The organism is Streptomyces sp. NPDC001709, assembly GCF_053596375.1.
This window is the reverse complement of the sequence record NZ_JBSFGB010000019.1, coordinates 14905-37133: the sequence shown is the minus strand read 5'-3', so window position 1 is coordinate 37133 and position 22229 is coordinate 14905. Positions and strand designations below refer to the sequence as shown.

Here is a 22229-nt window from a genome sequence, read left to right as displayed (position 1 = left end):
GGCGGACGCTACGTCAGCTGCCGACGCACCAGCTCGTGCAGCCGGCCGGTGGTGTCGGCGAGCAGCTCCGCCGGTGTGCCCTGCTGGACGACCTTGCCGTCCTCCATCACGATCACCCGGTCGGCGTCCAGGACCGTCGACAGCCGGTGCGCGATGACCACGCGGGTGGCGTTCAGCTTGCGGGTGCTGTCGATGACGATGCGCTGCGTGTCGTTGTCCAGGGCGCTGGTGGCCTCGTCGAAGAAGAGGATGCGCGGGCGCCGGATCAGGGCCTGGGCGATCATCAGGCGCTGCCGCTGACCACCGGAGATCGCGCCGTTGCCCGCGACGATCGTGTGCAGGCCCATCGGCATCCGCTTGATGTCCTCCGCGAGCCCCGCCATCTCGGCCGCCGCCATCGCCTCCTCCGGCGTGTACGGCTCGGTGCCGCAGATGACGTCCAGGATGGAGCCGGTGAAGGGCTGCGCGTGCTGGAGCACCACCCCGCACTGGCGGCGGACGGCCGACTGGTCGAGCGCGGCGAGGTCCTGGCCGTCGTACAGGACGCTGCCGGAGACCGGTTTGTCGAAGCCGATGAGGAGCCGCAGCAGCGTGGACTTGCCGCAGCCGCTCGGGCCGACGACCGCCACGAACTCGCCCGGCCGGATGGCGAAGGACACGTCGTCCAGGACGAGCGGGCCGTCGTCGGCGTACCGGAAGGAGAGCCGGCGGGCCTCGATCGCGCCCGACAGCGGGCCCGGACGGGTGCTCGACGTCCGCACCTCGGGCGTCGCCTCGAAGACCGGCTTGATCTCCTCGAACAGCGGAAGCGCGGCCACCGCCGACACGAAGGAGCCGGTCAGCTGGGTGACCGAGGTCAGCACCATCGTCACCGAGGTGTTGAAGGTCAGGAAGTCCGCCGCCGACATGGCGCCCCTGGCCGGGCCCGCCAGCAGCATGAACATCAGCAGCGTGCACACCGGCAGGTAGATCCCGCCGAGCACCGTGGTGAGGTTCTTGATCCGGCCGACCTTCTGCTGCAGCTCCCGGCTGTGGGCGAACTCCCGCGCCCAGGCGGCGTACGCGTAGTTCTCGGCGGCCGCCACCCGCAGCTTGGGCAGGCCGCGCAGGGTCTGGAAGGCCTGGTTGTTCAGCTTGTTGCCGAGCACCGTCAGCTTCCGCTGCCAGCGCACCTGCCACAGCCCGAGCCCCAGGAACACCGCCGCGATGACCACGAGCATGCCGACCGCAGCCATGGCCATGGACGGGCTGTACCAGAACAGCAGGCCCAGGTTCATCGCACCGACGGTCACGGACTGCGCGACCACCGGGCCGACGCCCGCCAGCAGCCGGCGCATCGCGCTGATGCCCATGGCGGCACTGGCGAGTTCACCGGTGGAGCGCTGGGTGAAGAACCGGGTGGGCAGCCGGAGCAGTCTGTCCCACACGGCGGGCTGGAGCGCGGCCTCGATCCGGCCCTCCAGACGCAGGATGGACAGGTTCTCCAGCAGCGTGAACGCCGCCGCCACCACCCCGCTCACCATCACGGCCAGGCACACCTGGACGATCAGGCCCGTCCGCGCCTCGGGCACGTACTCGCCGAGCACGTTGCCGGTCGCGATCGGCACCAGTGCGCCGATCGCCACCGTCACCAGGCCCGCGAGGAGCAGACCGAAGAGGTCGCCGCGGGTGCCCTGGAGGCTGAACCGCAGCAGGCCGAAGGGAGAGAGGGCCTTGTCGGGCAGCGGACGGTAGAACATCACCGCGCGCGGCTCGAACTCCTCCGCGTTCGCCTTCTCGATCGGCGTCTCGCGCCCCGTCCCGGGGTGTACGGCGACATAGCCGCCGCGCCGCCACAACAGCGCGACCGGCGCCCCGGACAGCGCCCGGTGTCCGACCAGCGGGCCCACGTTCTCCCGCCACCAGCGCCCCTGCAGCCGTACGGCCCGGGTGCGCACCCGGGAGGCGAGCGCGACCCGTTCCACGGGATCGAGGCGTTCGCTCTCGGTGCCGCTCTGCGCGGGCTCGGCGAGTTTGATCCCGGCCGCCTCGGCGACCAGCTTGCAGGCCGCGTAGCCGGCGTCGGCGTCGGCGGCCGTCGTCCGGCGGGCCGAGCGCTTGCCGATGGAGGCCAGCAGGGTCTGGTCGGCCTGGGCGCGCACGGCCTCACCGGCCTTGATCCCGGCGGCCGTGCGGTTCTCGTGGGTGCGCTCCAGCTGCTCGATCCACCGGTCCAGCGCGGTCAGCAGCCGGTACTGCTGGTCGACCATGGTCTGCCACAGCGCCGGGTCCATCAGCAGGTCGGCGGCGGCCTCCGCGCCGTACAGCGCGCCGTACTGGACGCTGCCCGGCGGTACCTGCATCCAGAACACGTCGTCGTCGGTGGGCGTGGCCGCCCGTTCCTCCGCCATCGGCGCCTGGAACAGGACGGACAGGCCACGGCCGACGCCGAGGGCGACCGCGTACTCCAGCGGGCTGGTGGCCGGAGGCACGTACTGGGGGTTGCCGTACTCGTCGTACGACCAGGTCTGGGTGTTCGCGGGCTGGTACAGCTCGCGCAGGTTGATGCGGTGCACCACGCAGTCCCGGACCGGGCGGGCCACCAGGGTGTGCTGGGGCCCGGCGACCGGGCCGAGCAGCAGCGCACCCGCCTCCAGCCGGCCCAGGTGGTGCCAGTGGCCCTGCTGGACCGCGTCCACCGCGAACAGGTCCAGGCCGCCCGCCGCGACCAGCCACAAAACCTGCGGGCCTTCGAGGTCCAGGCGGTTGAACCCGGCGCAGTCGATACGGGTGCCCATGGACCCCAGCGCACCGAGAACGAGGTCGCCTTCGCCGACGGTCGTCATCTCATCGCTCCCTGACCAGCGCGGCGTACGCGCCGCCGTGCGCCACCAGCTCCTCGTGCCGCCCGCGCTCGACGACCGTGCCGTGCTGGAGCACCACGATCTCGTCGCTGTCCCGGACCGTGCTCAGCCGGTGCGCGATCACCACGCAGGCACAGCCGCGCCGGCGCAGGTTGTCCATCACGACCAGCTCGGTCTCCGCGTCCAGCGCGCTGGTCACCTCGTCCAGGACGAGGATGCTCGGCCTGCGGACCAGGGCCCGGGCGATCTCGAGCCGCTGGCGCTGGCCGCCGGAGAAGTTGTGGCCGTCCTGCTCGACCTTGCTGTGGATGCCGCCGGGCCGGCGCATCACCACGTCGTACAGGGCCGCGTCCTTCAGCGCCTCCACCACGGCCTCGTCCGGGATCGACGGGTCCCACAGCGCCACGTTGTCGCGGATCGAGCCCTCGAAGAGGAACACGTCCTGGTCCACGAAGGAGACGGAGGACGCCAGGGCCCCGCGCGGGATGTCCTCCAGGCGGCGGCCGTCGATGCGGATCACGCCGTCCCACGGGGCGTACAGGCCCGAGATCAGCCGGGACACCGTCGACTTGCCGCTGCCGGAACCGCCCACCAGCGCCACCTGCTGTCCCGGGCCCACGGTCAGGTCGAAGCCGCTGAGCAGCGGCTGGTCCAGCGGGCTGTAGCCGAAGGTGACGTTCTCCAGCTCGACGTGCCCGTGCAGCCGGCGCGTGGAGTCGCTGCCGCCCGGGCGGGCGTAGAGCGGGTCGGCCTGGAAGTTCTCCACGTCCTTCAGCCGGGCGACGTCGGCCGCGAAGTCCTGGATGCGGCCCGCCACGCCGTTGAGCCGGGTGAGGGGAGCGGTGAAGCGGGTGACCAGCGCCTGGAAGGCGACCAGCAGACCCACCGAGATGTGCCCCTCGACCGCGCGCAGGCCGCCGATCCACAGGATCAGCGCGCTGTTGAAGGTGGCGAGGGTGGGGGCGACCACGCCCAGCCAGGCGCTCGGCACGCCCAGCCGCTGCTGCTCCTCCAGGGTGGTGGCGTGCTGTCCGGCCCACTTGCGGAAGTAGCCGTCCTCACCGCCGGTCGCCTTCATCGTCTCGATCAGCTGGAGGCCGGTGTACGAGGTGTTGGTCAGCCGTGCCGTGTCCGCGCGCAGCTTCGCCGTACGGGTCGCGCGCAGCCGTACGACCAGCCGCATGGCGACCACGTTGAGCAGCGCCACGCCGATCCCGACGAACGTCAGCTGCGGGTCGTAGGTGTAGAGCAGGACGGCGTAGAGGACGACGACGATCGCGTCCACGCCGGCTGCCGCGAGGTCGCGGGCCAGGGTCTCGGCGACCTGGTCGTTGGACTGCAGCCGCTGCACCAGGTCGGCGGGGGAGCGCTGGGCGAAGAACGTCACCGGCAGCCGCAGCAGATGGCGCAGGAAGCGGGCGCTGGAGAGGGTGGAGGAGATGATCCGGCCGTGCAGCAGATTGGCCTGCTGCAGCCAGGTCAGCACCAGGGTGAGCAGCACACAGGTGCCCATCGAGGCGAACAGCACGCCCAGCAGCGAGGTCTGGCCGCCGATGAGGAACGTGTCGATGTAGGTACGGCTGAGCGCGGGCACGGCCGCGCCGACCGCGACCAGCAGCAGGCTGGCCAGGACCGCGGCGGGCAGGGTGCCGGCGGTGCCGCGCAGCCGGGCCGGCATCGCGCCGAGCACACCGGGCTTGCGCCCGCCCTTGGTGAAGCCGTCGCCCGGCTCCATCACCAGCACCACACCGGTGAAGCTGCCGTCGAACTCCTCCATGGGCACGAACCGGCGGCCCTTGGCGGGATCGTTGATGTACACACCGCGCCGGCCGAAGCGGCGGCCCATGCCGTCGAAGACGACGTAGTGGTTGAACTCCCAGAACAGGATGGCCGGTGCCGTCACCTCGGCGAGGGCGGCCAGGTCCATCTGCATGCCCTTGGCGGTCAGACCGTAACTGCGCGCCGCCTTCAGCAGGTTGGAGGCGCGCGAGCCGTCGCGGGAGACACCGCAGGCGATGCGCAGCTCCTCGAGCGGGATGTGCCGGCCGTAGTGGCCGAGGACCATGGCGAGCGAGGCGGCGCCGCACTCGACGGCCTCCATCTGGAGCACGGTGGGCGTACGGACCGTGCCGCCACGGGGCTTGGGGACCGGCCGCTTGGCCGGTGCGGCACGTCTGCGGCCGCGTTCCTGTGTGGTGGTCACGGCAGCAGCCAATCCATGGGGTGCTGGTCGGCCAGCTTGATCGAACCGGAGGCGAGCGTCATGGAGTCGAGCCGGAACGGCGGCCCGTCGGTGGTGGACCAGCGGTAACCGCTCCGGGTGGCCGTCGACCTGTCGAGCGCGACCAGGACGGCCACCGGGCGGCCCTTGCTCGTGAACTGCCGGCCGAGCTGGCTGTCGCCGAGGAAGGCGGAGATCGACTGGGCGGACTGCGCGGTGCGGTCCACCGACTTCACCTGCCCGCGCAGCACGCCGTACGTCTGCGTCGGCACCGAGGACACGGTGAGGTCGACGGAGGCGTGCGCCGGGATGGCGGCGGCGTTCTCGGCGGGCACGTACACGGTCGCGTACAGCGGGTCGGAGGCGTGGGTGACCTTCTCCACGGCGGCGACATCGGTGCCGGTCTGGATGATCTGCCCGATGGCGGCAGCGAGGGTGGTGACGCGGCCCGCGGCGACCGTGCGGACCACCGCATCGCCCTGGGCCGTACGGACCTTCAGGACCGGCGCGTTCGCGGGGAGCCGTTCGCCCTGCCTGGCGAGGACGGCCGTCACCTGGCCGGACACCGGGCTCTGCAGCAGGTAACTGCCCTGCCCGTGGGTGAGGATGGCCGGCGCGCTCACCGTGGAGGCGACCGAACCGGTCACCGCCCAGACGGAGGCCGCCGCCATGACGACGACGGTGACGCCCAGGGCGAGCCAGCCCTGGGGGCGGGCCAGGCGCACCGGGAGGTCCAGCTCTTCCGGTGACTGGAGCTTGGCGAGGGCCTGTTGGCGGAACTGCACGGGACTTCCCTCACCTGTGGGAGAGACGCTGGTGTTTCAGAGCATCCGAGAGCCCCGGAGCCGGCGAACGACTCCGGGACTTCGATGCGACGCGGTGCGATCAGAGACCGGCGACCAGGTCGGTGACCGGCTGCACGTTCAGGCCGGTGACGCCCTCGACGGTGCCGATGGCGGTGTTGACCGCGCCGGAAACCGGGGCAACGCCGTTCACAGCGCCGGTGACGGTGTTCAGGGTGTTCACGGACAGACCGCCGGAGACGCTGTCCAGCTCGGCGTCCGAGATCTCGACGGTCTCAACCTGGGGGGTGGAGTTCATGATGGAACTTCCCTTCCTAATGGATATTTCACAAGGGGGGAGCGGCCCCCCTCTGGGGACAGACGGACGGCCGCGACCGCGGGCGCCGGGCCCCCGTCTCCGGGAGCCCGCCGCGACCCCCGCGGTGCGATGGATCAAAGCACGCAGGCGGGGCGCGCTTCCAATCAACCAGGGCTCTCACCAGGGAACTTGATGTGTGAAGGGTTCCATCCGTGCAGGCATGCGCACGCTACGTCGGCGACTCCTTCACATGCGCCACGGCATCGGCGCGTCCGGCCTCTTGCCCGCCCGGCGGCGAATCCGGCACTCCTCGCCAAAGGAGTGACGAGGGGCGCGCGGATGTGCAGATCCCCGGTCGTCAGTGACTTGGTTGAGTATTCAATGTGTAGATTCCCTGAAGGTGGGATTCCGTATCGCACCTGAAACAGTCCGTTACTGATCGGTAGCGGATCGTGTCAGCCCAGAATCGCGTACACCGTGCTCGCCCGGGCCGCGAGCGCGCCCGAATCCGCGTCGCTCAGGGTGATGTCCGCGAAGGCCATGCGGCGCCCCAGCTTCGTCAGGACCGCTTCGATCCGGACATCCGAACCGGTCACCGCCCGCTGGAACGACGTCGACTGCTGAACCGTCGTCATCGGCACGAAGCCGCCGCGCGCGGCCGACACCGCGATCACCGTCGCCGTGTCGGCGGCCGCCATCAGCGCCTGCCCCGACAACCCCCCGCCCTCCCGGGCCAGCCGCTGCGACCAGGGCAGTCGCAGCACGGCCCGGTCCTCTCCCACCGCCTCGACACTCAGCCCGAGATCGAGCACCCAGGGGGCGAAATTGGCGGAGAGGATCTTGTCGGCTTCGGCGGGGGTCATCGTCATAGGGCGGATTGTTCCCGGCCGCCCACCGCGACACGCGGAGCATGGCCGATTCGCCCACCCGGCACGGCCGTTGGGAAACGGAATTGAACACACCACGCGGCCGGTGCGTACGTACGGCCATCCAGGCGCCCCGATACGAACTGCCCGACAGTGGCAGACCCCCGTCCCCAGGAGGTCGAGAAGTTTGAGTCACAAGCGAATGCCCAAGCGCAAGGCCGCGATAGCGGTGGGCGGTGTCGCGGCGCTCGGTGCGGCGGCCCTCCTGCTGCCCCACGCCAATGCCTCACAGGGCAACAACCAGGCGTCGGACGGCACCGGCACCGCGAAGACGCTGAAGGCCACCCAGGCGTCCGGCCTCGCCGCCCAGCTCCAGAAGGCCCTCGGCGACGCCTTCGCCGGGTCGTACTTCGACAGCGGCAAGCAGCAACTCGTCGTCAACGTGGTCAACGGCGACAGCAACACGATCGCCCAGGTGACCAAGGCCGGCGCGGTCGCCCGCCAGGTGAAGAACAGCACCAGCACCCTGAAGGCCGCCGCCGGCACCCTGAAGACCAAGGCCACGATCCCCGGCACCTCCTGGGCCGTGGACCCGCGCACCAACAAGATCCTCGTCACCGCCGACTCCACCGTCACCGGCGCCAAGTGGAACAGACTGCAGTCGACCGTGCAGGGCCTCGGCTCCGGCATGGCGACGCTGAAGAAGTCCGCCGGCGCCTTCAAGACCTTCGTCTCGGGCGGCGACGCCATCTTCTCCCAGACCCAGCAGGGCGGCGTCCGCTGCTCCCTCGGCTTCAACGTCACCGCCTCCGACGGCAGTCCCGCCTTCCTGACGGCCGGTCACTGCGGGGTCGCCGCCAAGGACTGGTCCGACTCGCAGAACGGCCAGCCCATCGCCACCGTCGACCAGGCCAAGTTCCCCGGCAACGACTTCTCGCTCGTCAAGTACAACGACAAGACCACCCAGGCGCCGAGCGAGGTCAATGCCGGCAACGGCCAGACCGTGCAGATCACCCAGGCCGCGGACGCCACCGTCGGCGAGACCGTGTTCCGGATGGGCTCCACCACCGGCCTGCACAACGGCCAGGTCACCGGGCTCGACGCCACGGTCAACTTCCAGAGCGAGACGAACCCCGGCGGCGTCGACACCGTCAACGGGCTCATCCAGACCAACGTCTGTGCCGAGGCCGGCGACAGCGGCGGCTCCCTGTTCACCCAGGACGGCAGCGCCGTCGGCCTCACCTCCGGCGGCAGCGGCGACTGCACCAGCGGCGGCGAGACCTTCTTCCAGCCGGTCACCGCGGCCCTCCAGGCCACCGGCGCGACCCTCGGCAACGGCGGCAACGGCGGCAACGCGGGCAACGGCGGCAATGCCGGCAACGGCGCGGGCGACCAGTCGGGTTCCGCCGACCCGTCGGCCTCGGCGGGCGACCAGTCCGGCGCCGGTGACCAGTCCGGTGCGGGCGGCGACCAGGTCGGCGGCTCCGCCGACCCGTCCGCCTCGGCAACCGACCCGTCGGCTTCGGCCACCGACCAGTCCGGCAGCGGAAGCGATCAGTCCGGTAACGGTGCCGGATCCGCGAACGACGGGTCGTCGCTGACCAGCACGCGGTAACGCTCCGCTCGGGGGGCGATGGGCGTCCTTGGTCTGCGGCGCCGTCGTGGCTGGTCGCGCCCACGCGGCGGAGCCGCATATTGATACGGCCCCGCGCCCCTTGGGGGGCGCTGCCCCCCACCCCCCACCCCATCTCCCCGCCGCCCTCACCCGCGGTTCCGGCCGGCGGGGAACGGTCCGGCCCTCCGGCGGGAGGGCCGGACCGTCAGGCGTTGCCGCAGGCCCGCAGCAACATCACCGCCACGTCGTCCACCCGCTCCCGCGCCGCCACGCTCTGCCGGACCACCTCGTCCGCCAGCTTCTCCAGCGGCTGGTCGCCGATCTCCGACAGCAGGGCGCCGAGGCCGGCCAGCGCTTCCTCCATGTCGACGCCGGGTGCCTCCACCAGACCGTCGGTGTACAGGACGAGCACCGAGCCGGCAGCGAGGGAGACCTCGGTCGTGGGATACACCGCGGCCGCGTCGATCCCCAGCAGCGGTCCACCTGCCAGGTCCAGCACCCGCACCCGCCCGTCCGGCCGTCTCAGCAGTGGCGGCGGATGCCCCGCCCGCGCCATGACGGCCCGCCCGTGCGCCGGGTCCAGCCGCAGATACAGACAGCTGGCGAACAGCTCGGTGCCGAGGTCGATCAGCAGCCGATTGGTGCTGCTCATGACCTCGTGCGGTGCCTGCCCGACCGTGGTGTACGCCCGGACGCCGGTACGGATCTGCCCCATCAGGCCCGCCGCCGTCACGTTGTGCCCCTGCACGTCCCCGATCACCGCCGCCGTCAGCGGCAGCGTCGGCACCAGGTCGTAGAAGTCGCCGCCGATGTCCATGCCGTGGGTGGCCGGCAGATAGCGGGCGGCCGCCTCGATGCCGGGCGGCGGTGCCAGCGAGTTCGGCAGCAGGGCCTGCTGGAGCCCCTGCGCGAGCCGGTGCTTGGCGTCGTAGAGCCGGGCCCGCTCCAGCGCCTGCGCGATCAGCCCGCCCAGCGACGTCAGTACGGCGCGCTCGTCGGCCGGGAAGACATGCGGCTCGGCGTAGGCCAGCACACAGGTGCCCACCGGCCGCCCGGACGCGATCAGCGGCAGATACGCCCAGGCCGCGAAGCCGTCCGGGATCGCGTGCCGGCGCGGATACAGCCGCTCCAGCTCCTCCTGCGAGTCGAAGAACGCGGGCACGCCGCTGCTGAGCGCATGGGTGCCGGGGGTCCGCTCGGTCAGCGGCAGCCCGTGGAACCGCTCCACGAGGTGCGCGTCGGGGTACCCGCGATGCCCCAGCACATGCAGCCGCCCGCCCTGCGAGCCGAAGATCACCATCGCCTGGCTGCCGACCGCCGGGGCCACCTCGTCCCAGACCAGCTGCACCACGTCCTGCACGCCCACCGCCTCGGTCAGCGCGCCCGCGAAGCTCAGCACCTGGGAGATGGTCACCAGCCGCGACGGGGACCGGTCCGGCTGCGGCGCCCCGCGTGCCATCTCCGCCACCGCCCGGGCCCGGCTGATGCGCACGCTCAGCCCGTTCGTGCTCGGATACATCCGGAACGACAGCCACTCGCCCGGTGGCCGCAGTGCCACGAACGACGTCGTCTGCTGACTGAGCAGCGCCCCGCGGTAACGGTCCTCGTACATCGGGTCGTTCAGCCACGGCACGGACACCCACGGCAGTGTGCCCAGCAGCTCACCGGCCGGTCTGCCGAGCAGCTCGGCGGCGGCCGGGTTGACGAACCCGATCCGGCCGTGCAGATCCAGCGACACCAGCCCGTACGGCAGCCGGGACACCATCCGCGCCGCCTCCAACGAGCCCAGCGTGTCGGCCACGCCCGTCACCGGCGTCGGCACCACGTCGGTCTGGCAGGTGATCGGCCGGTCCTCCTGCGCGGCCCGCTCCAGGCGCAGTGCCAGCCGGTCGCAGGCCGCCCACAGATGGTCGCGCTCCCCGGCGGACAGCTCCGCCGGATGCGCACCGGGCCAGGTCACGAACACCGCGCCGTACAGCCGCTGCTCCGTCGCCACGGGCAGCGCGGCCAGCGCGAACGGGTACGGCAGCACCACCGCGATACGCGGATAGCAGCGGGCCATCTCCTCCTCGCCGCCCACCCACACCAGGCGCCGCCCGCGTGCCGCGTCGGCCACCGGGATCGGCGCGCTCAGCCCGACCCGCTCCCACGGCGCCGCGAACTCCCGGGGCATGCCCGCGTGCACCGTCATCTCCAGGACCGGCTCGTCCGGCCGGAGCAGGTACACCGCCCCAGAGTGCGCCTGTACTTCCTGCATCATCGACACCAGCGCAAGCGACAGCAGCGGCAGGGCGACCGGTGCCCCGTCGGCCGCCGGTGCCGGTCCTGGCCCGTCGGACACGCCGCCCACCTCCTCGCACGGCCGATGCGCGCATCCTGGGGACAAGATTCCCCCGCGGGGGCGCGCCGCGCACGGCGAGCGCCTCGGCCGCGGCCCGAGGTCGGACATGCGGAACGCCTCCGGATACCCCGTCCGCCCGCACCCATGCCCGGGCAGCGGAAGCGCGGGCGGCGTACGGGCGCCCCGCGTGCGCCCCCGCGCACCCTGATGGCCGGATCTCCGCGCCCGCGAACGGTACCGGCGGCCAAGAATGGGCACGCGTTTTCCGTGTCCGCGTCATGGCGCGGATCGTGGCGGCCCGCGAGGGGAGCCAGGGAGCGGGCCACGACGGCACGGCGACGCCGGGGAACGGGCGTAGGACGATCTTTCCGAGGGGGCGGAGTAGTGATCCGGGTGCTTCTGGTGCACGACGCGTGTCTGGTGCGATCGGTCCTGGCCGAGTGGCTGCGGCGGGAACCGGGGCTGGACGTGGACGACACGCCGTGGCGGGGTGCCGGCGCGCGGGTGCGGTCCTTATGCCCGGACGTGTGCGCGGCGGACCTCGAGTGCGCCGACGGTCAGGGCGCGGTACCCCTTGGCGACCTGTGTCCGCCGCACACCGGTGGCAGACCCCCGGCGCTCGTGGTGCTGGCCCAGGCCAACCGGCCGGGCCTGCTGAAGCGGGCCGCGGAGGCGGGCGCGCTCGGCTTCGTCGACAAGGCCGGCTCGCCGGACCGGCTGGTGCGCGCCATCCGCTCCGTCGCCGAGAGGGAACGTTTCGTCGATTCCTCGCTGGGCTTCGGTTTCCTCAAGGCGGCCCAGATGCCGCTGACCAGACGCGAGCTGAGCGTGCTGTCCCTGGCGGCCGGGGGCGCGTCCATCGCGGAGATCGCCGGCGATCTGCACCTGTCCCATGGGACGGTTCGCAACTACATGGCGTCGATCACCCGCAAGACCGGCGCGCGGAACCGGATCGACGCGATTCGGATATCGCGGGGCGAGGGGTGGGTGTGAGGGACGGGGGCGATTGCCCGGGCAGGGGCGCCGGGTGCGTCCAGTGGCCGGCCAGGTCCCGGTACAGGGCCGAGGTGCGCAGCAGCTCGGCGTGAGTGCCGCAGGTGGTGCGGGCGCCGTCCATGACGAGGATCCGGTCGGCGCGGCGGGCGGAGCTCATCCGGTGGGCGACGACGATCAGCGTGCCGCCCGGGCGCGCCGCGAAGGCCCGCTCGGCACGTGCCTCCGCCTCCGGGTCGAGATGGCAGGTCGCCTCGTCCAGCAGGGCCAGCGGGGCGGGGGAGAGGTAGGCCCGGGTCAGCGCGATCAGCTGGCGCTGGCCTGCGGAGAGCTCCGCCGGGTCGACGGGGGTGTCGAGGCCGCCCAGCGTTGTCAGCAGTGGGGTCAGCCCGATGGCCCCGGCGGCGGCGAGGAGTTCGGACTCGGGAACCGGGTCGCAGCGGTGGAGGGTCAGGTTCTCGGCGAGGGTGCCGGTGTGGACGTAAGCCTCCTGTGGGATGAGGACGCCTGCCTCGTGCACGCGGAGGGTGCCGTGCGCGGGAGTGAGCAGGCCGGAGATCAGTGCGGTGAGTGTCGACTTGCCGGTTCCGCTGGGGCCTACGACGGCCAGGTGGGCGCCGGTGGGGAGGGTGAGGTCGAGATTGTGTACGACGGGTTCGCCGGCGGGGCCGTAGGCGAAGGTGACGTTGGTGAGGGTGAGGGCGGTGTGCTCTGCGCCGGAGGGAGGGGGGAGCGCGGTTGTCGGGCGGGTGCGGGTCCGTTGTGGCTGGTCGCGCCCCGCGGCGGAGCCGCTGATGCATGCGGCCCCGCGCCCCTCGGGGTGGCGGACCGTAAGCCGGCGAAGAACCACTGTGAGACGGGAGCCGCTCGTGCCCAGGCCGTGGATCAGGTTGTTGAGGGCCGGGAGGAGGGACTGGGTGACGTAGGCGAGCGCGCCCACCAGGGCACCCGGGGTGACGCCGTGGCCGAGCAGCCAGGGGGCGGTGAACAGCAGGAGTACCGCAGGGAGTTCGCCGCCCACCGCCAGCGCGGCCACACGGGCCGTGCTCCAGCGGGCCAGGGCGCGGGCGGCCCGCAGTTCGGCGTCGGTGCGGTCGCCGACGGCTTCGGCGATCCGTTCCTCGGCGCCTGCCGCGGTGATGTCCCGGAGCCCCGGGCAGACCGTGCCCAACTCGTGGGCCAGTGCCTCGTCCGCGGCCAGGAGCGCCTCCTGGCGGCGGGCCAGTGGTCGGAGCGTCGCGCCGAACAGGGCCACGCCGGTGAGCAGCGGAGGCACCACGACCGTCAGCAGCAGTGGGGCCAGCGAGAACAGGCCGATCAGGGCGCCGGCGGCGGTGAACAGGAACGAGAGGGACACCAGCACCACGCCGGCGAGTGTGTCCCGTGCGATCTCCACCTGCTGGGTCAGCCCGGACAACGCACCCGTGTCCGCCTCCCGCACCCCGCGCGCGACCACCTCCGTCACCAACCTGTCCCGGGCCGGTTCCACCAGCCCGGCGACCACGCCGTACACCCGCCCGGTCCCGTACGCCCCGGCACCCACGGCGAGCGCCGCGGCCCCCAGCCACAGCAGACCGATCCGCGCGTTCCCGGCCAGGAACCCGGCGTCCAGGGCCCGCGCGAGGGCGTATCCGGCGAGGAAGGTCTGTCCCGCCTCCAGCACGGACCAGGCGCCGAGCCGGACCAGCACCCGCCACCGCGCCCGCAGGAACCGGCGGGCTTTCTGGCGCACGAGCGCCGCCGACCCGCCGGCCGACCCACACGTCCCGCCTCCGTCCACCGCGCCGGAAGCCCGTTCCCCACCACACACGCCGGTCAACTCCCGTTCCCGCCTGGTCATGGCCGCTCCTCGCCGCGTAGGTCCATCGGCCCGTGCCTGCGCTGCGGTGGCCGTCGGGTGTGGTCGCGTCGTGTCGTGTACGGCCGCCGGTTCGTGCCCGGGTTTCGGCCGCGGTCCGGTGTGGGTGGTCGGGTGCCGTGTGGTGGGGCTATCGGTCCGTGGCTGCGGTGCGGTGGCGGTTGGGTGTGGCCGTGTCGCGGCGCGTATGTCCAGCGGCTCGCGCCCAGAGTGCGGCCGCGGTTCGGGGTGGGCCGTTGGGCGTACCGGAGGGACATCGGCCGGGGGCCGGAGGCGGGCGCCGGTCGAGTGCGGTGCGCCCGGGAATGCGGCAGGACCGCCATCAGCCCCGCGCCTCCCTCTCGACCGTGTGGTCGCCGGCGGCCGCGAACTCCGGGCCCGGCTCCGTGCCGACTGCCCCTTCATCCCCGAACACCGCCCGGTACTCCGCCTCCCGCCAAAGCTCCCGGTGGGTCCCGATCGCCCTGACCCGGCCCGCGTCCAGCCAGGCGACCCGGTCCGCGCGGGACGCCGTCGTCGCGCGGTGGGCGATCAGCAGGCGGGTCCGGTCCGGGTCGGGGGCCAGCAGGGTCTGGGTGATGCGGTGTTCCGTGACCGTGTCGAGGCTGGACAGGGCGTCGTCGAGGATCAGCAGCCGACCGCCGTGTGCGAAGGCCCGGGCGAGACCCAGGCGTTGGGACTCGCCGCCGGAGCGGGGCGCGTCGGCGGTGCGGGTGGCGTAGCCCGCGGGCAGGCGCCGTACGAAGTCGTCGGCGTGGGCGCTCAGGGCGGCGGAGCGTACGGCGGCGGGTGGGGCGGCTACGCGCCCGAAGGCGATGGTGTCCTCGATGGTCGTGCCCAGCAGAACGGGGCGGTCGAAGGCGTAGCCGACGGCACGGCGCAGCTCGGCGTGGGCGAGGTCGCGCAGCGGGACGCCGTCGAGGAGGACCTCGCCCGCGTCGGGGTCGGCCAGCCGGCCGGCCAGCTCGGCGAGCAGGGACTTGCCGGTGCCGGAGCGGCCGACGACCGCCAGGGTGGTGCCGCCCGGGACGGTCAGGTCGACCCCGGCCAGCACGGTTCGCCCGCCCCGGCGTGCGGTCACCGCCCGCAGCTCAAGCCGGCCGTTGCCGGGCGGCAGGCCCCCGGTGCCGTGGGCGGGCGCGGGCTCGGCCCGCACCTCGGCGAGCCGGCCGGTCGCGGCCCTGGCTCGCGCGAGCGCGGCCAGCTGCCCGACCACCGTGCCGACACCCGTGGCGAGCACCGCGTAGCGGGACGCGGCCAGCACCTCGCCCACCGACAGCCGGTGCCGGGCCAGCAGCAGCCCTGCCACCGCCAGCACGCCCAGGTTCAGCAGCGGTGCCACCGTGACCGCCTGCGCGGCGGCCCGCCCCTGCACCCGCCACATGCGGTGCCCGGCGCGCGACAGTTCGGGCAGCGGGGTCAGGATCCGGGCCGTCTCGCGCTCCTCGGCGCCCGCGGCCCGGATCGTACGGAAACCGCCGACCGCCTCCGCCAGCGCGCCCGCGATCCGGCCCTGCGCCCGCTGGTAGTCGGCCACGCACGCCGACGTGTTCCGGGCGAAGGCGCGCAGCAGCAGGGCCAGGACCGGCGCGCCGGCGAGGAACACCGCCGCCAGCCACGGGTCGATGAGGCCGAGCGCCACCACACCTCCGACGGGCCCGGCGAGCGCGGCGAGCAGCGCGGCCAGCGCACCCGGCGCCGTCCCGGCCTGCGCGGCGTTGCCGACCAGCCGTGCCACCAGATCCCCGGAGCCGAACCGGGCCGTCGCGCGCGGGCCCAGCGCCAGGACATGCCCGGTGAGTTGTCGGCGCAGCCATGCGGTGGCGTGCGCGTCGGTAGTGCCGGTGAGCACGCCCGCGCAGCCGTCCAGCAGGGCGAGCAGCAGGACGAGGCCGGCACAGCAGCCGCCCCAGCGGGCGGCCGGGGCGTGGGCCAGCAGCAGATCCAGGGTGTGTCCGAGCAGCGCGGGCAGCAGCAGGCCGGCCGCCGTCGCGGCCGTACTCACGGCGCACAACGCGACGCAGCGGGCGGCGCCCTGCCGCAGCGCCGCCCGCGACAAGGCACGGACGGGCGCGGAAGCGGCGCTGTCGGGGCGGGAGTTCATCGGCTGCGGCCTCACTCGGGTCGGACGGAAACGGGAGGGCGGCCGGGCGTCGGGCAGACGGCCCCCTGCCAGGCGGACGCTCCGGATGGCGTCTCGTTCGCCGGTGGGAGGGGGGCCGAACGGCGGTCTCCTGCCGAGGCTTTGGGCACCTCTTCCCAGGTGGGTGGAGTGCGCCGGAACGGTCACCCTCGCGGAGGCTTCCGACGGGCCCCGCCCAGCCGGAGGCCCCGGACAGCCCCTCCCCTGCGGGAGGGCGCCGTCCGGAGCCGTGGGCTCGCCGGGGCGGTCAGAGACAGAGCAGAACGCTCGCCGCGGAGACACAGGAGAGCAGGCTCACGGTGCTCGCGCCGGTGTGGGTGTACTCCTCGGACTCGAGGGTCTGCAGGTCGAGCAGTGCCATGGTGGTGTCCTTTCCTGATGGGGGACGGGGTGGTGCGTCACGGCTCCGTCGGTGCGGAGCCGCGTGTGCGGGCCGCCGGTGGCGGCGGAAGGAAGGGCAGGTGTGCCGTGCGGGCGTCGTCGCGGGCCGCGGCGAGCGCGAGCAGGCAGCCTGCCGTACCGGTGGCGAGGTCCATGGAGAGGCGCATCATCTGGTGGCCGGGGAAGGCGAGTTGGCCCTGGTAGGCCATCGCGAACCAGCCGAGCCCCGCGATCTGCTGCGCCAGCCGTTCGCGGGTGGCGCCGGGCGCGGAGCCGCGGGCGAGGTGCAGGATCATTCCGGCGCGGCCCTGGAAGAGGCCGGGCTGGGCGTAGAAGCGTGAGGTGGCGGCGGTGAGGATGCCGGACCGGGCACGCTCGAACTCCGGGCTGTCCGCGTGCGCCAGGTAGTCGTCCAGGACCAGTCCGATGCCCGCGCTGCCGTCGCCGAGGTACGGCAGTGTCCGCCAGCCCTCGTCGACCTCCAGGCCGCCTCCCGCCTCCTGGGTCACACAGCAGTCCAGGTCACGCCGCAGCGCCTCGGCCGCCCCCGTCAGGAAGCGGGCCTCGCCGGTCTCCTCGTACCGTCGGAGCAGGAACAGGGCGGGTCCGCTCGCTCCGCGCAGCAGACCGGCGCGCCGGCGCGGGGTGTCCGGGACCGGTTCGGCGAGTCGTCGTACGAGGATGTCGGCGGCCTCGGCGGCGTGTTGCCGCAACTCCGGCTCGCCGGTCGTGTCCGCGAGCCGGCCGAGGACCAGGCCGAGCCCGGCGAGACCGCCGTGCAGATCGGAGGCGAGGCTGCGCCAGTTCTCCCGCAGGATGCCGTCGAGCAGGTCCAACGCCCGCTGCCGGTGGCCGAGTTGGTCGAGTACGAGGGCGACGCCCGCGAGCCCGTCGTACAGGCCGAGTGGGGTGCCGGGCGGCGGCGGGGCGGTGTGGTCCAGCAGCCAGCGTTCGCCCTCGTCGTACGGGGCGGCGCCGGCGGCCTTGAGGGCGTACAGGACTCCGGCCGCGCCGTGGGCCAGGCCGAGGCCGCCGCCGTCCGAGAACTGGGCGATGTCACCGGGAAAGAGCCGGTCGTCGCGTTCCGGGGTGGCGGAGGCGAGGATCGCCTTCACCATCGAGTCCCGGCTGTAGGGCCAGTCGCCGGGCACCACCGGCGGGGCCGGCCGGCTGCGCCGTCCGCCCGCAGGGTCCCGGGTGATCTCCGCGACCGCCTCGTCCAGGAAGGCGCGCGGCACGTCCGGGAACTGCTCCGCGATCACCTCGGCGAGATGGGCCGCCTTCCCGCGGTCCACCACGAACAGCGTGGTCACCGGCAGGAACAGGGCGAGCCGCAGACAGGCCAGCGCATAGCTGTCGACATCGGTGCCCCGGCGGTCCGGCGGGGCGAAGAAACCGGGGTGGGCGACGGTCTGCCGGGCGTACTCCTCGGCCGGCGCGGCGGCCTCGAAGTCGATGAGGTACACGGACTCCTCGTCCTCGGCCACCATGATGTTGAAGACATGCAGGTCGTTGAAGACCAGCCCGCGCGCGTGCACCGCCGCCACCGCCCGCTCCACCGCCGCGTTGATCCGCAGCGCCCACGCCGTGTACGCGGCGATCGCGGCCGGGTCGGGGTCGGGCGTGAGCAGCGGATGGCGCTCGGCGAAGAAGGAGTTGAGCGGGCGGCCCGACAGATGGTCCATCACCAGGAACCGGTGCTCGCCGAGCAGGAACCAGTCCCGTACCTCCGGCACCACACCGGTCCCGGCGACCCGCTCCAGCGCCGTCTTCTCCCGCTCCAGCCGGGCCACCGCGTCCGCGCCGTCCGCGGCGAGCCCCGCGTGCGGCCGGGCCTCCTTCAGCACCACCCGGCGCCCGTCGCGCGTGTCGGTGCCGGCGTACACCCCGCCGCCGTTGGAGAAGTGCAGCGCCTTCTCGATGCGGTACGGCAACTCGCCCACCGTCGTGGTGTTGCGCGCCTGCAGATGCGGCCGCAGGAACTCCGGCAGCGTCACCCACTCCGGCACCTGGAAGGACGGCGCCCGCCGGTCCGGCACCAGTCTGCCCGCACCGTCGGTCACCGCCGGGACCAGCGAGCCGCGCTCGTCGACCACGTACCGGCGGGCGAACGCGCCGTAGCGGACGTAGAGCGGACCGTCGGACCAGCGCAGGTCGGTGAGGATGTACGGCCCTTCGAAACCCTCCAGCAGCGCGCCCAGTTCACGCAGCGTCCGGTGCAACTGCTCCTCGTCCGCCGGATAGAGCGTGACGAACTTGCCACTGGTGTCGCGGCCCGCGTACTTGGCGTTGCGCAGGTGCAGCAGGTGCGGGCCCGGCACGAACTTGAACGGGATGCGGCGCGGCAGGCAGTAGTCCCACACGATCTCCGCGATGCGTTCCGCGTTCGCGGCGGTCGCCGAGGAATGGATCTTCCAGCCCTGCGCCGGCGACGGAAGCGGCGCGCCGTCCGCGTCGAGCGGGGTCAGGGTCAGCCAGTCCCCGGACCGCGCCGCGTGCCAGCCCTCCGGGACGGCGCGACGCGCCGTCGCGAACAGCGGCGCCGGCTCACCGCCCGCCCCCGGCAGCCGGTCGGGCGTGTCGTAGAAATGCCCGTCGGCGAGCGCGTACACCTCGTACCGCTTGTCCATGCGCCTCCCGCCCCTCGTCGTGTGGCCGGGACAGACACTCGCAGGAGTCGGACGGTGGCGGACAGTAACAACTGTCACGAGGTCACCATGCGGAACTCATGGGTCAAGATGTGTTCGGCGGCTTTCGAGTCGACGGGCGCAGCGAGCACCCCGAGCGTTCACAGGGGCTGCGCAGAAGCCCCACACGCGCTGTAATGGCGAACGTGGTGAGGAGTGAGGGCGCTGCGATCAGCAGAACGAGAACGGAGCGTGCCGAAGCCGCCCTGGACACGCTCACCGCGTCACCCGCCACGCCCGACCGGCTCCGCCGGGTTCTCGAACAGGCGCTGGTGTTCGCAGGCGCGGCCTTCGCCGGTGTCTACACACCCGGCGACGACCCCTCCCAGCTGTGCCTCGCCGAGTCGGCGGGCCTGCCGCGCACCCTGTACGGCCTTCGCGACGGCTATCCGGCCGCCGGCGGTTCCCCGGTCGCCGAGGCCCACCGCACCGGACGCCCGCTCTGGCTCGGCCCCGAGGACCTGGCCGGCTGCCCCGAGGCCCGGCGCACCCCGTCCGCGGAGTTCTTCATGGCCGTCCTGCCGCTCGGCCAGACGGGCGGCAGCTGTCTGCTGGCCGTCAGCGAGCACCCCGGCGGCTTCGGCGCCGACGACCGGACCTGCCTGGAGCTGGTCGCCCGCGCGATCGCCGTACCCGTCCCGGCCGCCCCCGCCGGCGACACCGGTGAGCTGCCGCCGGACGCCTTCAGCCTGGCCATGGACAGCGGCTGGGTCGAGGTCGGCGACGAGATCCTGCGGCTGTTCGGACTCTCCCGGGACGCCTTCGACGGCCGGGTCGAGACCCTGCTCGCCCTCACCGTGCCCGAGGACCTGCCCGCGCTGATGTCCGTGGTCGAGGCCGACCACATGTCCATCGGCGACCGCGAGCTGGAGTTCCGCATCCTGCAGCCCTCCGGCGCGCCGAGGTGGCTGCGGCTGCGCGGCCGGCTGCTGCCCGGCGGCGAGGGCCGCTCCGCCCGGCTCGTCGGCACCGTCGCCGATGCCTCCACCCTGCGCTCCGACGTCACCGACGTGGCCCGGGTCCAGCGCCTGGCCGCCGCCCTGGCCACCGCGGGCACCGTCAAGGACGTCGGCAAAGCCGTCGTCGCCGCCCTGCGCGGACCGCTGCAGGCCGACCGGATCGCGCTCGCCGAACTGGAGAACGACCGGCTCGTCGTCACCGTCCTCGACCCGCCCGAACCCGAGGCCTGGCCCGAGGTGTGGCGCACCGAATGGCGCACCGAGTGGCCCGACGCGCCGGTGCGCGACATGCCCACCCTGGCCGCCGCGCTGCGCGAGGGCCGCTCCCGGATCTGGCCCGCCGGCACCCCGCTGGAGCCCGCCCTCGCCGACGTCGGCCCCGGAGGCCTCGCGGTGCTGCCGCTGCCGGCCGGCGGCCGCATGGCCGGCGCCTGCCTGATCGGCTGGGACCGCCCGCGCGACTTCGGCCCCGACGAACGCGCCCTGCTCACCGCCTGCGCGGGCCTCACCGGGCAGGCGCTGCTGCGCGCCCACGCCTTCGACGCCGAGCACGAACTCGTCGGCATGCTCCAGCGCACCCTGCTGCCGCGCCGCCTGCCCCGGCTGCCCGGCGCGGTCGCCGTCGCCCGGTACCTGCCCACCACCGCGGGCCTGGAGGTCGGCGGCGACTGGTACGACGTGATCCCGCTCGCCGACCATCACGTCGCCCTCGTCATCGGCGACGTCCAGGGCCACAACGCGGGCGCCGCCACCCTGATGGGCCAGATGCGCACCGCGCTGCGCGCCTACGCCGCCGAGGGCCACTCCCCGGACGTGGTCGTGGCGCACGCCAACCGGCTGCTGCTGGACATGGAGACCGACCTCTTCGCCACCTGCTGCTACGTCGACGTCGACATGGAGGAGGGCACCGCCTGGTGCGTGCGCGCCGGTCATCTGCCGCCGGTGCTGCGCCACCCGGACGGCTCCACCGAGATCGTCCACGCCGAGGGCGGCCCGCCGCTCGGCGTGCTCACCCAGGCCGACTTCCCGATGACCCCGCTCCGGCTCCAGCCCGGCACGGTGATCGCGCTCACCACCGACGGCCTGGTGGAGTCACCGGACGCCGACATCGACGTCGGCATCGACCGGCTCGCCGCGGAGCTGGCCGCCGCCGACCCCGCACACCTCGGCCTGATCGCCGACGCGCTGCTCACCGGCGCCCACCGGGGCGACGACGTCGCCCTGCTGCTGATCCGCTACGACGGCATGACCGTACGCCCGCTGCGCGAGACCTGGACGGTGTGGCGGGTACCGGAGGCGGTCCGCCACGCCCGCCGCTTCACCCGGCGCACCCTGCGCACCTGGGGCGTGTCGCAGGACACCATGGACGCGGCCCTGCTGGTGGTCTCCGAACTCGTCACCAACGCCCTCGTGCACACCAGCGGACAAGTCCGCCTCGACCTCAGCCTGGTCAACCACCGCCTGCGGCTCGCCGTCGCCGACGCCTCGCCGCGCAGCCCCGTAAAACCGGCCAGCATCGGCTGGGAGGCCACCGGCGGCCGGGGCATCCTCCTGGTGGAGGCGGTATCGGCGGCCTGGGGAACGATCCCGGTCAGCGGCGGCAAGCAGGTGTGGGCGGACCTTGTGCCTGGGCGCTGACGGTTGTGGTGGGTGGTGGGGTGTGGTGGCTGAGGGTTGTGGTGGGTGTGGGGTGTGGTGATTGACGGTCGTGGTGGGTCTGGGCTGGGCTTGGCGGTCGGGCTTGTTCCGGCCGTCCGGCCTCGCAGCGGTCGGCTTCGTACCTGCCCCGACGCCGTCCCGGTTCGCCTCGTACCCGATGGCCGAGCGCCGCTGCCGATCCCGTACCTCCCCGACGCATCCGTCGCGGCCGATCTCGTACCTCGCCAACGGACCCGCCACAGCCGAACAGTGCCCGCCGGCCGCCCCAGCACCGTCGGCCGCGTACTCACCGGTCGGTCCTGGGACAGCCGGCCGTGTATCCACCGGTCGGCCCTGGCACCGTCGGCCGCGTTCCCACCGGCCGAACCTAGGACAGCCGGCCGCGTACCCACCGGTCTGTCCTCGCACCGTCGGCCGCGCACACACCAGCCGGCCCTGGAGCGGCCAGCCCCGTATCCACCAGTCGTGCACGCTGCCGACGGCCCCCGTGGCTGACCGCCACACGGGTGCGTTTCCCGCAGGTTGGTGAGGCTTGGGGAGGCGTGGGGCGGGAGCGGTGCCT

Annotated in this window: 13 protein-coding genes; 3 read left to right on the top strand and 10 right to left on the bottom strand. The window is 73.3% G+C overall.

Annotated elements, in window-relative coordinates; genetic code table 11:
- Positions 1 to 8: 8 nt before the first annotated feature.
- The 5 genes from ACWC0C_RS26245 to ACWC0C_RS26225 form a co-directional block, all read right to left on the bottom strand.
- Complete coding sequence (locus ACWC0C_RS26245) at positions 9 to 2825, bottom strand: NHLP bacteriocin export ABC transporter permease/ATPase subunit (RefSeq protein WP_449193959.1); 2817 nt, start codon at positions 2823 to 2825, stop codon at positions 9 to 11.
- Between the two features lies 1 nt (position 2826).
- Complete coding sequence (locus tag ACWC0C_RS26240; RefSeq protein ID WP_450866229.1) at positions 2827 to 5046, bottom strand: NHLP family bacteriocin export ABC transporter peptidase/permease/ATPase subunit; 2220 nt, start codon at positions 5044 to 5046, stop codon at positions 2827 to 2829.
- Entirely contained in the window at positions 5043 to 5849 is an 807-nt protein-coding gene (locus ACWC0C_RS26235) for an HlyD family efflux transporter periplasmic adaptor subunit (protein ID WP_450866228.1), read from the bottom strand. Before ACWC0C_RS26235 ends, ACWC0C_RS26240 begins: the two co-directional genes overlap by 4 nt.
- Before the next feature lie 100 nt (positions 5850 to 5949).
- Positions 5950 to 6165, bottom strand: coding sequence for a type A2 lantipeptide (locus ACWC0C_RS26230; RefSeq protein ID WP_449193962.1), 216 nt, complete (start codon positions 6163 to 6165; stop codon positions 5950 to 5952).
- Between the two features lie 455 nt (positions 6166 to 6620).
- Positions 6621 to 7034, bottom strand: coding sequence for a PaaI family thioesterase (locus ACWC0C_RS26225; RefSeq protein ID WP_450866225.1), 414 nt, complete (start codon positions 7032 to 7034; stop codon positions 6621 to 6623).
- A gap of 184 nt (positions 7035 to 7218) precedes the next feature.
- Between ACWC0C_RS26225 and ACWC0C_RS26220 the strand changes: the two genes are divergently transcribed.
- Complete coding sequence (locus ACWC0C_RS26220; RefSeq protein WP_450866224.1) at positions 7219 to 8646, top strand: S1 family peptidase; 1428 nt, start codon at positions 7219 to 7221, stop codon at positions 8644 to 8646.
- A 205-nt stretch (positions 8647 to 8851) separates the two neighbouring features.
- Here ACWC0C_RS26220 and ACWC0C_RS26215 read toward each other — a convergent pair whose 3' ends face one another.
- Positions 8852 to 10996: a SpoIIE family protein phosphatase gene (locus ACWC0C_RS26215; RefSeq protein ID WP_450866222.1), complete on the bottom strand. Its 2145-nt coding sequence runs from the start codon at positions 10994 to 10996 to the stop codon at positions 8852 to 8854.
- Positions 10997 to 11371: 375 nt separating this feature from the next.
- Here ACWC0C_RS26215 and ACWC0C_RS26210 point away from each other — a divergent pair, with 375 nt between their 5' ends.
- Positions 11372 to 11980, top strand: a complete 609-nt coding sequence (locus tag ACWC0C_RS26210) for a LuxR C-terminal-related transcriptional regulator (protein ID WP_449193965.1) — start codon at positions 11372 to 11374, stop codon at positions 11978 to 11980.
- Here the strand turns inward: ACWC0C_RS26210 and ACWC0C_RS26205 are convergent.
- From ACWC0C_RS26205 to lanKC, 4 genes are all read right to left on the bottom strand, one after another.
- Positions 11910 to 13820, bottom strand: a complete 1911-nt coding sequence (locus ACWC0C_RS26205; protein WP_450866219.1) for an ATP-binding cassette domain-containing protein — start codon at positions 13818 to 13820, stop codon at positions 11910 to 11912. The two genes, ACWC0C_RS26210 and ACWC0C_RS26205, sit on opposite strands and share 71 nt — an antisense overlap.
- A gap of 340 nt (positions 13821 to 14160) precedes the next feature.
- Positions 14161 to 15942, bottom strand: a complete 1782-nt coding sequence (locus tag ACWC0C_RS26200; RefSeq protein WP_450866217.1) for an ABC transporter ATP-binding protein — start codon at positions 15940 to 15942, stop codon at positions 14161 to 14163.
- 286 nt (positions 15943 to 16228) lie between these two features.
- Positions 16229 to 16342, bottom strand: coding sequence for a SapB/AmfS family lanthipeptide (locus ACWC0C_RS26195; protein ID WP_449193968.1), 114 nt, complete (start codon positions 16340 to 16342; stop codon positions 16229 to 16231).
- 37 nt (positions 16343 to 16379) lie between these two features.
- Positions 16380 to 18992 (bottom strand): class III lanthionine synthetase LanKC, encoded by a 2613-nt coding sequence (lanKC, locus tag ACWC0C_RS26190; RefSeq protein WP_450866216.1) that lies wholly within the window; start codon positions 18990 to 18992, stop codon positions 16380 to 16382.
- 194 nt (positions 18993 to 19186) lie between these two features.
- Here lanKC and ACWC0C_RS26185 point away from each other — a divergent pair, with 194 nt between their 5' ends.
- Positions 19187 to 21646 (top strand): SpoIIE family protein phosphatase, encoded by a 2460-nt coding sequence (locus tag ACWC0C_RS26185; RefSeq protein ID WP_450866214.1) that lies wholly within the window; start codon positions 19187 to 19189, stop codon positions 21644 to 21646.
- Positions 21647 to 22229 lie beyond the last annotated feature (583 nt).

What these genes read in the sequence shown, in the direction of transcription:
- ACWC0C_RS26245 (WP_449193959.1), bottom strand. Translation starts at nt 2,825, where the DNA reads ATGACGACCGTCGGCGAAGGCGACCTCGTTCTCGGTGCGCTGGGGTCC.
- ACWC0C_RS26230 (WP_449193962.1), bottom strand. Translation starts at nt 6,165, where the DNA reads ATGAACTCCACCCCCCAGGTTGAGACCGTCGAGATCTCGGACGCCGAG.
- ACWC0C_RS26225 (WP_450866225.1), bottom strand. Translation starts at nt 7,034, where the DNA reads ATGACGATGACCCCCGCCGAAGCCGACAAGATCCTCTCCGCCAATTTC.
- ACWC0C_RS26205 (WP_450866219.1), bottom strand. Translation starts at nt 13,820, where the DNA reads ATGACCAGGCGGGAACGGGAGTTGACCGGCGTGTGTGGTGGGGAACGG.
- ACWC0C_RS26200 (WP_450866217.1), bottom strand. Translation starts at nt 15,942, where the DNA reads ATGAACTCCCGCCCCGACAGCGCCGCTTCCGCGCCCGTCCGTGCCTTG.
- ACWC0C_RS26195 (WP_449193968.1), bottom strand. Translation starts at nt 16,342, where the DNA reads ATGGCACTGCTCGACCTGCAGACCCTCGAGTCCGAGGAGTACACCCAC.
- lanKC (WP_450866216.1), bottom strand. Translation starts at nt 18,992, where the DNA reads ATGGACAAGCGGTACGAGGTGTACGCGCTCGCCGACGGGCATTTCTAC.
- ACWC0C_RS26185 (WP_450866214.1), top strand. Translation starts at nt 19,187, where the DNA reads ATGGCGAACGTGGTGAGGAGTGAGGGCGCTGCGATCAGCAGAACGAGA.